General features: G+C 41.8%; 9 protein-coding genes and 2 pseudogenes. 2 read left to right on the top strand and 9 right to left on the bottom strand.

What is annotated here, in order from left to right:
* Window positions 1-346 precede the first annotated feature (346 nt).
* From HEQ36_RS22785 to psaA, 5 genes and pseudogenes are all read right to left on the bottom strand, one after another.
* Window positions 347-913 (bottom strand): IS982 family transposase, encoded by a 567-nt coding sequence (locus HEQ36_RS22785; RefSeq protein WP_233455478.1) that lies wholly within the window; start codon window positions 911-913, stop codon window positions 347-349.
* Window positions 799-1,452, bottom strand: coding sequence for a serine protease (locus HEQ36_RS22780; protein WP_233455479.1), 654 nt, complete (start codon window positions 1,450-1,452; stop codon window positions 799-801). Before HEQ36_RS22780 ends, HEQ36_RS22785 begins: the two co-directional genes overlap by 115 nt.
* A 6-nt stretch (window positions 1,453-1,458) precedes the next feature.
* A pseudogene (locus HEQ36_RS22775) lies at window positions 1,459-1,620 on the bottom strand (COP23 domain-containing protein); the annotation flags it as partial.
* Window positions 1,621-1,839: 219 nt separating this feature from the next.
* Window positions 1,840-4,071: a photosystem I core protein PsaB gene (gene psaB / locus HEQ36_RS22770; RefSeq protein ID WP_053538922.1), complete on the bottom strand. Its 2,232-nt coding sequence runs from the start codon at window positions 4,069-4,071 to the stop codon at window positions 1,840-1,842.
* Between the two features lie 167 nt (window positions 4,072-4,238).
* A complete protein-coding gene (gene psaA, locus HEQ36_RS22765; protein ID WP_053538921.1) occupies window positions 4,239-6,497 on the bottom strand; it encodes a photosystem I core protein PsaA in 2,259 nt (752 codons plus the stop codon).
* A gap of 530 nt (window positions 6,498-7,027) precedes the next feature.
* Here psaA and HEQ36_RS22760 point away from each other — a divergent pair.
* Entirely contained in the window at window positions 7,028-8,371 is a 1,344-nt protein-coding gene (locus HEQ36_RS22760) for a hypothetical protein (RefSeq protein WP_168636096.1), read from the top strand.
* Here the strand turns inward: HEQ36_RS22760 and HEQ36_RS22755 are convergent.
* The 3 genes and pseudogenes from HEQ36_RS22755 to HEQ36_RS22745 form a co-directional block, all read right to left on the bottom strand.
* The gene (locus HEQ36_RS22755; protein ID WP_205748518.1) at window positions 8,346-8,534 is read right to left on the bottom strand and encodes a hypothetical protein; all 189 of its coding nucleotides are present in this window, start codon (window positions 8,532-8,534) and stop codon (window positions 8,346-8,348) included. The genes HEQ36_RS22760 and HEQ36_RS22755 overlap by 26 nt on opposite strands.
* A 44-nt stretch (window positions 8,535-8,578) precedes the next feature.
* A pseudogene (locus HEQ36_RS22750) lies at window positions 8,579-9,539 on the bottom strand (IS110 family transposase).
* A gap of 610 nt (window positions 9,540-10,149) precedes the next feature.
* Complete coding sequence (locus HEQ36_RS22745; RefSeq protein ID WP_168636097.1) at window positions 10,150-11,085, bottom strand: glutaminase; 936 nt, start codon at window positions 11,083-11,085, stop codon at window positions 10,150-10,152.
* Between the two features lie 284 nt (window positions 11,086-11,369).
* Between HEQ36_RS22745 and HEQ36_RS22740 the strand changes: the two genes are divergently transcribed.
* Window positions 11,370-11,735 (top strand): hypothetical protein, encoded by a 366-nt coding sequence (locus HEQ36_RS22740; RefSeq protein WP_081424198.1) that lies wholly within the window; start codon window positions 11,370-11,372, stop codon window positions 11,733-11,735.
* A gap of 368 nt (window positions 11,736-12,103) precedes the next feature.
* On the opposite strand, the gene aroB is transcribed toward HEQ36_RS22740, so the two are convergent.
* On the bottom strand, window positions 12,104-13,270 hold the full coding sequence (gene aroB / locus HEQ36_RS22735; protein WP_168636098.1) for a 3-dehydroquinate synthase: 1,167 nt from the start codon (window positions 13,268-13,270) through the stop codon (window positions 12,104-12,106).
* Between the last annotated feature and the right edge of the window lie 86 nt (window positions 13,271-13,356).

The following is a 13,356-nucleotide window of genomic DNA, read 5'->3' as shown; positions in this document are numbered from 1 at the left end:
GTCATTACGAGCGCAAGTAATCACATAATCCCGTGGTTTTTGCGATTCCTAGGTCGCGCTAGTTCCCTCCGGGACGCAATGCGTTCGCTATCGCTTCGTTATTCCTCCTCTGTGGGAAACGCTATGGGAAGGCAATGAAAGACTTCTAGAGCGATTCCTAGGTCGCGCTAGTTCCCTCCGGGACGCAATGCGTTCGCTATCACCTGAGTTCGATATAAATAATCATCCTGAAAACTAATTATATCGGGCTTTTCTCAATTAGCAATGATTATTGACAATAAATAAACAAGAGAAAACAATCCAAAATTGAATATTTTGGACTCACAATTTAATTGCATGAAAATAATTAAATTAATAAAGCTGGTAGAGAAGTTACTTCATGTTTATCTAATTTTAAAGAAGGTTTTTTATCTTGCCAAGTATAAGCAATTAAACCAGCAATAATATTAACCATAAAATTATAAATACTGCGATGACGAGAATGAACAACTTGGGAAATATTTTGATAGCCTGCGTGGCGTAGCCATAGTTGGTCATTGACAGTTTCAATTAAAGCTCTTTTTCTTAACATAAGTTTTTCCCACAATTCAACTAATTTATTCTTCATATTCTCCTTAAAAGGAGTAATTAATTTCACATCATTTTCCAATAGTTCCTGAAATAAACTTTTAGAAATATATCCTTTATCTCCAAAAAGTCTTCCCCATAAATTTTGTGCCAAAGTAGGAACTGGTTTCCGGTCATCAACATTTCCGGGAGTAACTTGAAAAGCTAATAATTCGCCTTGTTCATTAATAATTAAATGAAGTTTAAATCCAAAGTACCAATCCACAGAACTCCTGCCCCAGCCCGATAAGCCACGGAAAACTTTATTTCTTTTTGCTCTTTTATTATGACAAATAGGAATACCCATGCTGTCAATAAAAGAGATGCCACTACTACCAAAGATACTTTACCACCAATAAATACAAAGTTGATTTTTTCGCTTTCTTCCCCCACAGGAAACCCGGCAATAAATACCTCATCTCCTACTGTGGGAACAGTACCCAAATTTGCGACAGAATAGATTTTTTTAATAGTTGAAAATTGCAATATTGCTAAATCATAATTCTGAAAGTTCACATTTTTTGGAACATCTGCTTTGTATATTTCTCCATCTGGTGTTTGAATGCGATAAGGTGGATTATCTGCTCGTAAAACATGGGCATTTGTTAATACTGTATAAACTGAATTTTGTTTATTTAGTAATATTCCCGAACCCAAAAAATCTGTTGATAATATCTTCACAGTAATAGCCGCCACTTTTTTCTGTAACTGTGCTGCTGATAATGGAATTGGCGGTTTTGTCGTGCCAGTTTCTTCAGCAGAAATACTAATATTTCCTGCCGAACTTGAAAGTAACATTGACAAACCGCCAATACAGGCGACAAATTTTAATATCCGCCAAGTCATGTTAATTTAATCCGGTTCAACAGTGGCATTATCGAGGTAAAGCTGGAAATCAATATTAATTGTGTCACCTGCACTTTCATTGAGTGTATTACCAGCAGCCAAACCCCGAGGGTCTAAGAGTCTGCGGAGAGTAGCACTGGGATTAACTCCACGTTTGAGGGTAAATAATAAATTATTACTCCCCTACTCCCCTACCTCCCCTACCTCCCCTACCTCCCCTACCTCCCCTACCTCCCCTACCTCCCCTGCCCCTGCTTGCCTTCACCCGTCATTTTCGGGTTGACAGACTAGTAGGTTACATCTCTTGTGGGGTCGGCTGCCCGCCCATTAAAAAATCCCCCACCTCACGGCAGGGGATTTTTAATTACCTAAAAGCAGTAGTCAGGATCAACCAAACTTACCAGCCGTAGAGGCAATGAGGAACGCTGCATAGGTGACGATGTAGCCAACAGTGAAGTGAGCTAAACCAACCACACGAGCTTGAACAATGGAGAGAGCAACGGGCTTGTCCTTCCAGCGAACCAAGTTAGCTAAAGGAGTACGTTCGTGCGCCCAAACCAAGGTTTCAATTAACTCTTGCCAGTAACCTCTCCAAGAGATGAGGAACATGAAACCAGTAGCCCAGATGAGGTGTCCGAAGAGGAACATCCAAGCCCAAACAGACAAGTTATTCATGCCGTAGGGGTTGTAACCGTTAATCAACTGAGCAGAGTTAGCCCAGAGGTAGTCACGGAACCAGCCCATGAGGTAGGTAGAGTTTTCGTTGAACTGAGCAACGTTACCTTGCCAAATACCGAGGTGTTTCCAGTGCCAGTAGAATGTTACCCAACCGATGGTGTTTAACATCCAGAACATAGACAGGTAGAAAGAGTCCCATGCGGAGATATCGCAAGTACCGCCACGGCCTGGACCGTCGCAGGGGAACGCATAACCGAAGTCCTTTTTATCGGGCATCAGTTTAGAACCACGAGCATCCAAAGCACCCTTAACGAGTACCAAGGTGGTGGTGTGGATAGCCAAAGCGAAAGCGTGGTGAACCAAGAAATCGCCAGGTCCAATGGTCAAGAACAAGGAATTTGTTCCAGAGTTGATGGCATCTAACCAGCCAGACAACCAAACGTTACCAGCATTGGGGTAAGCGGTGTAAGCAATACTGTCGGGGTTAGACAACAGTACATTCAAGCCATACAAAGCTTTACCTTGAGCAGCTTGGATGAATTGAGCAAATACTGGCTCAATCAAGATTTGTTTTTCAGGAGTACCGAACGCAACAACTACGTCGTTGTGAACATATAAACCCAGGGTGTGGAAACCCAAGAAGAGAGATACCCAGCTAAGGTGGGAGATGATCGCTTCTTTGTGTTGTAACATCCGGTCAAGGACGTTACCTTTGTTTTGTTCGGGGTCGTAATCACGTACCCAGAAAATTGCTGCGTGAGCAAAAGCACCAACCATCAAGAAACCAGCGATGTACTGGTGGTGGGTGTACAGTGCTGCCTGTGTGGTGTAATCCTTAGCGATGAAAGCATAAGGAGGCAGAGCGTACATATGCTGCGCTACCAAGGAACAGATAGTTCCCAAAGATGCCAAAGCTAATGACAACTGGAAGTGCAGGGAGTTGTTGATGGTGTCGTAAAGACCTTGGTGGGGCAGGTTGAACTGACCTTCGCTCTTGCTACCAGGTACTAAACCGGATTTGGAGTTCAGCATTTCTTTGATGCTGTGACCAATTCCGAAGTTAGTCCGGTACATATGACCAGCGATGATGAACAAAACTGCGATCGCCAAGTGGTGGTGAGCCATGTCAGTCAACCACAAGGATTCTGTTTGGGGGTGGAAACCGCCCAAGAAGGTAAGAATCGCAGTCCCTGCACCTGTGGAAGTACCAAATAACTGACCAGCGGTGTCAGGGTTTTGAGCGTAAACGCCCCAGTTACCTGTAAAGAAAGGAGTTAAACCTTCTGGATGGGGAGCTACAGTCAAGAAGTTATCCCAACCCACGTGAATACCACGGGATTCAGGAATAGCAACGTGAACTAAGTGACCAGCCCAAGCCAGAGAACTAACACCAAACAAACCAGCCAAGTGGTGGTTTAGGCGGGGTTCAGCACTCTTGAACCAAGAAAGGCTAGGACGGAACTTGGGTTGTAAATGTAACCAACCAGCAAATAGGAACAATGCGGACAACAAGAGCAAACCAACGGAACCAGTATATAGTTCGCTGTTTGTCCGCATCCCGATGGTGTACCACCAGTGATAAACACCAGAGTAAGCAATGTTTACAGGGTTGCTTGCACCAGCTTGGGTGAAAGCGTCAATTGCAGCTTCACCGAAGTGAGGGTCCCAAATTGCATGGGCAATTGGACGGACGTGAAGGGGATCTTTAATCCACTGTTCAAAGTTACCTTGCCAGGCCACGTGGAACAGGAGGCTGGATGCCCACAGGAAGATGATTGCCAAGTGACCGAAGTGCGTAGCGAAAATCTTTTGGTAAAGATTCTCTTCCGTCATGCCATCGTGGCTTTCAAAGTCGTTGCCTGTAGCGATCGCATACCAAATCCGACGAGTAGTCGGGTCCTGTGCGAGATCCTGGCTAAATTTTGGAAATTTTGTTGCCATAGGTGTGATCTGTCCTCTGACCTTTAGCCATTATTTGTCAGCAAAATTTTAGATTTTAGATTCTGGATTTTGGATTAAATCTCAAATCCAAAATCCCTACGGGTTCGGCAGTCGCTCATGGGGGAAACCCCCAAGACCGCGCTGCCTCACCAAAATTCCACTGATTCTTATCCTACTGAAAGGATGTGTGCGTGGAAGAATGCCCAAGTGGTAGCAATTCCTCCTAATAGGTAGTGAGCCACACCTACAGCCCGACCTTGAGTGATGCTCAGTGCGCGAGGCTGAATTGTTGGGGCTACTTTCAGTTTATTGTGCGCCCAAACAATGGACTCAATTAGTTCTTGCCAGTAGCCACGACCACTGAACAGGAACATTAAGCTGAACGCCCAAACAAAGTGAGCGCCTAAGAACATGAGTCCGTAAGCGGACAATTCAGTTCCGTAGGAGTTGATTACTTGTGTAGCTTGCGCCCACAAGAAGTCACGTAACCAACCGTTGATGGTGATAGCACTTTCAGCGAAGTTACCGCCAGTAATGTGATTTACTGTACCATCTGCATCTACTGTTCCCCAGACATCAGACTGCATCTTCCAACTAAAGTGGAAAATTACAATTGATAAGGAGTTATACATCCAGAAGAGTCCGAGGAAGATATGATCCCAACCGGAAACTTGGCAAGTACCGCCACGACCTGGACCATCGCAAGGGAATCGGAAGCCTAAGTTAGCCTTGTCTGGAATCAGACGAGAACTACGGGCGTACAATACACCTTTGAGCAAGATGAGAACAGTAACGTGAATGGTGAATGCGTGAATGTGGTGAACCATGAAGTCCGCTGTACCCAATGTAATGGGCATCATAGCGATCTTATCGCCGATAGCAACAATTCCACCACCAAAAGCATGACTAACTACTTGAAGAGCGTTAGGTGCTGTATTACCAGGCGCTAATGTGTGCAGGTTTTGTACCCATTGAGCAAATACTGGTTGCAATTGAATTGCACTGTCGGAGAACATATCCTGGGGACGACCCAAGGCACGCATGGTGTCATTATGGATGTACAAACCAAAGCTGTGGAAGCCTAAGAAAATACAAACCCAGTTGAGGTGAGAAATGATAGCGTCACGGTGACGAATCACGCGATCTAAAACGTTGTTTTGGTTCACAACAGGATCGTAATCGCGCACCATGAAAATGGCTGCGTGGGCAGCACCACCAACAATCAAGAAACCACCTATCCAAATATGGTGAGTGAAGATACACAATTGTGTTGCGTAATCAGTTGCCAAGTAAGGATAGGGAGGCATCGCGTACATATGGTGAGCGATGATGATTGTTAAGGAACCCAAGAAAGCTAGGTTAGTAGCTAATTGAGCGTGCCAAGAAGTGGTGAGGTTTTCGTAAAGACCTTTGTGACCTTCGCCAGTGAAAGGACCTTTATGAGCTTCTAGAATATCTTTAATGCTATGACCGATACCCCAGTTAGTACGGTACATATGACCAGCAATGATGAACAGTACAGCGATCGCTAGGTGGTGATGAGAAATATCAGTCATCCACAAGCCGCCTGTAACTGGGTTTAAACCACCCTTAAATGTGAGGATATCAGCGTAAGCTCCCCAATTTAAGGTGAAGAAAGGTGTTAAACCACTGGCGAAACCAGGGTAAAGTGCTGCCATTTTTGCTGTATCAAACAGCAACTCATGAGGCAGAGGGATGTCCTTAGCTGCTACACCTGCATCTAACAGTTTGTTGATGGGTGCAGACACATGGATTAAGTGACCAGCCCATCCCAAAGAACCACAGCCTAGCAACACTGATAAGTGATGATTCAGCATTGACTCCACATTCTGGAACCATTCCAGTTTAGGAGCGCGTTTGTGGTAGTGAAACCAGCCAGCAAATAAGAACAAGCCTGCTAATACCAAGCCGCCAATTGCAGTTACATATAGCTGGAAGGAGCTAGTGATACCCCAGCCACGCCATACTTGGAACAAGCCAGAGGTGATTTGAATGCCGCGGAAACCGCCGCCCATATCACCGTTTAAAATGTCTTGACCAACAATAGACCAAACTGTTTGGGCGCTGGGCTTAATGCCTAATGGGTCAGCCAGCCAAGCTTCGTAGTTCGAGAACTTAGCACCGTGGAACAACATTCCGCTCAACCAGATTGCTACTACAGCCAAATGGCCGAAGTGAGCGGCGAATATCTTGCGGGAAATGTCTTCTAAATCGCTTGTATGTGTATCAAAATCATGGGCGAGGGCATGGAGGTTCCAAATCCAGGTTGTGGTTTTTGGACCTCTGGTTAAGGATCTGTCGAAATGTCCTGGCTTTGCCCATTTTTCAAATGAGGTAGGAACCGGGTCATTGTCAACGATCACTCTTGCTTTTTTTTCCTCTCGCTCCGGAGGACTAATCGTCATTCGACCTCCTCTCTATAAGGAATGGGGAATCATGAATACCACCTAGAATAACACAGTCGCCGTTTTCAGATTGGTCTGGACTAGCGATGGGGTTGCCGTGTGGAAAAGAAAAGTTGTTTCTGTTGAATTATAGAGTCTGAACTTGCACATTGTTATAGACCTGTTAACAATAATTAAAAATAGCCAAATTTATTGTCCAATCGGCTTTATAAGTTCCTATACATTGTCCAAAAGTCAATAGACTCTTCATTTAATTTACAAAGAACAACAATTTGGAAAACTTATGATTCATACGCAAAGCCGCTCAAACTCCTGCCATTTGGCTACTTTTATCTAAAATCAGCGGTCTGAAACCAAATTTATTTTCTGAGAATAAGTCAAAAAAATCACTTATTCGACATTTTAATCAGATAAAAGTAGGTAAATTTATAACTTTGGTAGTAGATTTATGCTCTTATCCATAGTCCATGAGCCATAATTTGCGTCACAATAATGGCGTTAATTGTTAAAAACTATTACGGAATAAAAACATGAACACTGGGTGCAGAAAATTTTTTGATCAACTTTTTTCCAAGAGATTCCCAATTATTAAGTGGCTTGCTGCATTAGTGCTAGTTTTAAACTTAAGTGGTTGTGTTGAAGCAGCAAATAGCCAGGAAGTATCCACCAATCCTTTCATGAAAACGCTCCCAGCCTCAGAAATTTCTGGGACTTTTTCAGAAACTGCACCACCTGATGTTATTCAAGCATTGCGTCCCAGTCTAGAAGGTTATCAACCTCAAGTCAGCATCATTAGTCCCCAAGTAGATGAAATTCTTCCAGACAATATAGTTAAAGTCCAGTTGCGGGTTAAGGACTTACCGATATTTAAAGACCCTCAATGGCAACTTGGACCCCATTTGCACCTAATTTTAGACAATCAACCTTATATAGCTGTTTACGATTTAAATCAGTCGGTGGTATTGTCAGACTTATCCCCCGGTACGCATACTCTTCGCGTTTTTGCTTCTCGTCCGTGGCATGAAAGTTTTAAAAATGAAGGCGCTTATGCTCAAACTACATTTCACGTTTTGACGAAAACTGAGGAAAACAACCCAGATTCTAAATTACCCCTACTTACTTACAGTCGTCCCAATGGTGGTTATGGGGCAGAACCAATTATGCTGGACTTCTACCTAACTAATGCACCGTTGCACAGTATTGCTGAAACTAATCCTGACGATACTATGAGCAATTGGCGCATTCGTAGTACAGTTAATGGTGAAAGCTTTATTCTTGATCGTTGGCAACCTATTTATCTTAAAGGCTTTAAACCTGGTAAAACTTGGGTAAAACTGGAATTCCTTGATAATGAAGGACAACCTGTGAAAAATGCCTTTAATACCACTATCAGACTAATTAATTACCAACCCAATGGTCAAGATACTCTTTCTAAAATTGTCAGAGGGGAATTGACAGCAGATGAAGTTCGGGGTATTGTAGACCCAACTTATACAGCTAAGATTCCAGGTACTGAATCTACCGCTACACCAACTCCAGAAACTAAAGTCGAAAAACAACCAATTCCCGAAGTTAAAGTTCCTAAAGTTACACCAATTCCTGAAACTAAAGTCGAAAAACAACCAATTTCTGAAGTTAAACTTCCTGAAGTTACACCAACTCCAGAAACTAAAGTCGAAAAACAACCAATTCCTGAAGTTAAAGTTCCTGAAGTTACACCAACTCCAGAAACTAAAGTCGAAAAACAACCAATTCCCGAAGTTAAAGTTCCTGAAGTTACACCAACTCCAGAAACTAAAGTCACAGAAACAAAAGAATTGAATCTGGATAAACCAGATACAGGTTCATCTAAGCAATCTCAAATTCAAGAGTAATTAGAGTAACAATACCTTGTCGAAATTGAAAAAAGTCTTGATTTGTAGCGACTGTCTTGATTGTCAAGCGATCGTTAAGGAAAAATTTAAAGTCTAGGAAAAAAGTCAGAAAATAGAGGAGAAAAACAGAACAGAACAAAACAGGTAAATTATAGATTGCCATAAATTACCAAACTAGATTGGAGGTATAAAAACGACAGTAGAACTTTATGCAGAAATTGGTTGTGAGTCTTGAGAAATAGACCAAGGAAGATGATCTCGAATCATCGCATTTAAAATAACTAACATTTTATGAACGCAAGCAGTAATGGCCAATTTTTTGGGTTTACCACGTTCAACCAAGCGCTCATAAAAAGTTTTGATAACAGGATTATGACGCATGGCAACAACAGCACCCATATAAAGAATGGCACGAACATGGGCGCGACCACCATTAATCATGCGCTTACCTTTGTGCTGACCACTATCATGATTAATTGGTGCAACACCAACTAAGCGAGAGATTTGTTTGGCAGTTAATTGACCTAATTCTGGTAAGTCAGAAACTAAAGTGGTAGAAATTACTTGACCAATGCCAGGAGTAGTTTTGAGTAGATTGACTTTATCAATCCATTGTTGATTATTTTGGGTCAACGTCTCAATTTCTTGATTGAGTTGTTGAAGATGTTGCTCAAGATAATCAATATGGGATTCAATATCTGTCAAAGCTTTACCACGAGCGCGGTCACGGCGATTCTTTTCCGCTGTAGACATTTCTACTAATTGTCTTCGGCGACTAATTAATTCGCCTAATTGACGTGACATTTCACAATCAAAATGCTAACACCTCCGGTTTCATTGCTTCACCGAAATGCGCCAAAATCTGTGCATCAATGGCATCGGTTTTGGCTAACTTACCTGTAGCTTTAGCAAAGTCTCTTCCCTGACGAGGATTGATTAATGCTACTGGTAAAAGAGCCGCTTGCAATTGAATGATTAATTCTGTTTCTAGTCCTCCTGTTGCTTCCAGTACGATTAGGTTTAAATCGTTAGATTGAAGTTGCTTAACTAGATTAGCTATTTCTGTTTCAGTATTAGCAAATTGAAATGCTTTACCCATTGGACGGATATAAACATCAAGTGTTGCTTTACTTACGTCAATGCCTACCCATTGGGAGATATAATCCATTTTTAACTCTCCAATTTCAATTACTTCTTTTTAATTTGTTTTGTTTTTATTCATCCCCTTGATTTCACTCATCCTTGCACGATACGGGCTATATTATCTATGTCTTTGTTCATAGTTTTTACCCCAGGCGACTGTTCGAGTTCTGTCATGGAGATTGTTGTGGTGATCCTTGCTACAAAGCGGTCTTTTCTGACCCAGGTTGGGACGGTCTACCACTTCTTCTAACATACCTCTAAGATACAAGGTTGGGTTGAGGCACGAAACCCAACAAATGCGTCGGGTTGCGCTGTCGCTTAACCCGACCTACAAAAAATGGACAAGGTATTGGAGTAAGCCACAAAATAAATGATCCTGTTTTGTCATGCTGAGTGTAGCGTTCGCGGAGCGTGGCGTTAGCCATAGCGAAACGAAGCATCTCAAGAGATTCTTCACTACACTTCCTTTCGTTCATAATGACATTGGGCATTTCTTTTTGTGGAGTTCTCTTAAGGGACTTCCAAGAAATAAATTATCCTGATTAACGAACCACAGAGGCGCAGAGGACACAGAGGAATAAGGGTTTGAGAGATTTTTGCGTTAGGTGGTTGAGTATTTTTTTATTTGGAAGTCCCTAACAAAAAATACTCAGTTGCAAATTTTGAGATAAAGTTTCCATGAGTGCTAAACCAGCTACAGGATTACCTACAATATCTAAAGCAGGACTGTAGCTGGCAATAGCAGCGATCGCCGAAGGCATTGCTCCCTGATTTGGTATGATGGCGACAAGTCCACCACCAATACCCGATTTTATCGGTAAGCCAATTTTCACAGCATATTCTGCGGAAGCTTCATATAAACCACAAGTTAACATCACCGTATTTACGGTTTGACGGTGTTTGTCATTTATGAATTCGCTTTTACAGGCTAATATTTTTCCCAGTTTAGCTAAATCTTCTACCCGTCCAGATATACAGCATATTTGTTCATAAACGTCTAGAGATAATTCAATATTATTTAAATTTCCCGATTCGTAGAGATAGTTGGCAATATCTATATTTATTTGGGAGCGACTAGCACGAACTGAAGCTAGAATATCTGTGTCTATATATATTTGAGTACCTGCTAATTTATTTAACCAATTACAAAACAATTGTGTACATTCATGTCCATCCTTTCCTGGTAGCTTATCAGCAAGAGTAATAGCACCACTATTAATCATAGGGTTGCGAGGATATCCATGATCTTCTTTTAATTGCAATAAAGAATTAAAGGGTGCATCCGAGGGTTTAACCCCAACCCATTGTAAAACCTGTTTTTCTCCGTAATATTCCAGCAGGTATAGTAGAGAAAATGGCTTAATGACACTCATAAATGGAAATACACAATCGGTATCTCCTAAACTATAATTTTCTCCTGATTCACAACTTATATAAACAGCAAATGAGTTAGGATTAGCCGTAGCTAATTTGGGAATGCGTTCAATAACTTTTCCTTTTGCTGCTTGGGTTTTAGCTTGTTCTACCCAGATAGATAAATTATGTATATTAATGCTTTTTATTCCTAGCACAAGCCTAAACCTCAAATCATGAAGATAATCTGGATTATATCTTAATGAGTAATTACTCTAACTTTTTATGTAACTAATTTTAAATACAAAACCGAAAATTTACGTAATATTAGTAATTACGGGTAATTGGTAAAAAGCAATAAAAAGATAAATATTCCCTTTCTTGTGTTCCCTGTTCCCTGTTCCCTGTTCCCTCTTCTTAGATAAGATAGACTGATTAACAACCAAGTTGTCGGAAAAGATAAATTGGTTTATTTCCCTAATAACAAGGTTTTTAAGAGTACATGAACAAAAGATTTATTTTAACTTTGATTTCTAGCCCCGTGTTGTTTACATCCATGTTATCTATGGTGATGATGGGTAGACCTGCTCATGCTAGTCAAACAGTTGACACTGCTGGTACTCATGAATCTTGTGTCATGTCTCCCCATTCAGCAACTCCGAACAAGGTATGTATACAGGTGAGTAATACTCCTTTGGGCGTTGCTAAAGAAACCATGCAAGTGGCACAAGCGGACACAAATAATCCCAAAGAACTAGAATTTTCTGATGCTGAAAGTGATTTAGCTATCAAGCTATTTGGCTGTGATTGCCCTGTTTGTATCAATGCTGCTCGGCAATTGAATGGTTCAGCGCCTTTACCAGTATAGAAGGAAAGGGCAAACAGCAGGAAGCGGGGGAAGAATTTTCTTCTTCTTCTTCTTTCTTCTTTTTTGTGAACTACCTACACTTCCCTTGCGGGTAAGTATAGGCTTCCTACCCAGTTAACAGCTTTTTGCTCTTCGAGAACAACAAGACTGATGTTAAGGCGATAGGCTGACCCCTCGTTCCAAAGGCAAAATCAAGGTTAATCAACAAAAATGATCATGTATCTAGCTTGGTTATCGCTATTCTCTCGCCTTGCCGAGATATTCAATTCATAACACAAATTTTGTGAATTGTCTCCATGTTTTCCTTCCTTGCTGTCGCGTTGGTCGGAAAACCGTCGTCAATTCACGCGCCATTCATCCCCCCCCCGCTACCCTATCGGGTCAGACGTGGGGCTTCTGTCGGTTAAGCTAAACTCCTGACTCCTGACTCCTGACTCCTGACTCCTATTCCCTAATAATACTTCTCGAATTATTTCCGTTGGTACTTCGTCGGTAACTTTGACTGCGCCAATTTGGGTTGGTAGGACAAAGCGGACTTTGCCAGATTTAACTTTTTTGTCTAATTGCAAAGCATCAATAAGAGCTTCAATATCTAAATCTGCGGGTATTTGGGTGGGTAAACCTGCTTTTTTGATTAAGGCGTTTTGACGTTCTGTGTCTGCTTGTGTCCAAAGTCCTAATTTTACAGCAATGTCTCCGGCTGCTACCATACCAATACCGACAGCTTCACCATGTTTGAATAAACGGTATTCGGTGAGGCTTTCTACTGCATGACCGATAGTATGACCATAATTTAAAATTGCTCTTAATCCAGATTCTTTTTCATCTTTGCTGACAACATCTGCCTTTGCTTGACAGGAATGAGTTAATATGCTGTTTATCAGGTCGGATTTTACATAGCGGAGTTGATCAAGGTGTTTGCTTGCTGTTAGTTGAGTAAACAGTTCGGTGTCCCAAATGATCCCGTATTTGATCACCTCTGCCATTCCTGCTCGAAATTCCCGTGCTGGAAGGGTTTTTAAGACTTCTGGGTCAATTAAAACTAGACTGGGTTGATGAAATGCACCAATCAAGTTTTTACCGTGGGGATGATTTACGCCGGTTTTGCCACCAATAGCCGAATCTACCATTGCTAAGAGACTGGTAGGAACTTGCACTACATTGATGCCTCTGAGCCATGTGGCGGCAGCAAAGCCTGTCATATCACCAATTACACCTCCCCCCAAGGCGACCATTGTTGAGGAGCGTTCTAGGCGATTTTCCAGGGCAATGTCGTAGAGTTTTTGAATGGAGTTGAGGGTTTTGTAGCGTTCTCCTGGGGGTAGGTTGTAGCTAACGACTTGAAAACCGGCATTTTCTAAAGAGGCGATCGCTCTTTCGCCATAATATTTAAATATCATCGGGTTGGAAACTAGCAATACTTTCTTACCTAGTTTCAAAGTCGCCATTTGTTCACCTAGTTGATCTAAACTCCCAGGTGCAATGGTAATATCATAAGATTTTTCTGGTATATCTACTTTAATTACAGAACTCATTCCCTAACCCTAATATAATCACTCGTCTGGGTATTTTACCCCAAGTTGACAACCTCTTTTCTATTCCCTGTTCCCTTTCATAATTA

The organism is Anabaena sp. 54 (assembly GCF_017355725.1).
GTDB lineage: Bacteria > Cyanobacteriota > Cyanobacteriia > Cyanobacteriales > Nostocaceae > Dolichospermum > Dolichospermum heterosporum.
The sequence above is the reverse complement of the archived record's forward strand: the minus strand, read 5'-3'. Positions and strand labels throughout refer to the sequence as shown.

Coding starts and splice junctions, on each gene's coding strand:
- HEQ36_RS22785 (WP_233455478.1), bottom strand. CDS start 913: ATGGGTATTCCTATTTGTCATAATAAAAGAGCAAAAAGAAATAAAGTT.
- HEQ36_RS22780 (WP_233455479.1), bottom strand. CDS start 1,452: ATGACTTGGCGGATATTAAAATTTGTCGCCTGTATTGGCGGTTTGTCA.
- psaB (WP_053538922.1), bottom strand. CDS start 4,071: ATGGCAACAAAATTTCCAAAATTTAGCCAGGATCTCGCACAGGACCCG.
- psaA (WP_053538921.1), bottom strand. CDS start 6,497: ATGACGATTAGTCCTCCGGAGCGAGAGGAAAAAAAAGCAAGAGTGATC.
- HEQ36_RS22760 (WP_168636096.1), top strand. CDS start 7,028: ATGAACACTGGGTGCAGAAAATTTTTTGATCAACTTTTTTCCAAGAGA.
- HEQ36_RS22755 (WP_205748518.1), bottom strand. CDS start 8,534: ATGGCAATCTATAATTTACCTGTTTTGTTCTGTTCTGTTTTTCTCCTC.
- HEQ36_RS22740 (WP_081424198.1), top strand. CDS start 11,370: ATGAACAAAAGATTTATTTTAACTTTGATTTCTAGCCCCGTGTTGTTT.
- aroB (WP_168636098.1), bottom strand. CDS start 13,270: ATGAGTTCTGTAATTAAAGTAGATATACCAGAAAAATCTTATGATATT.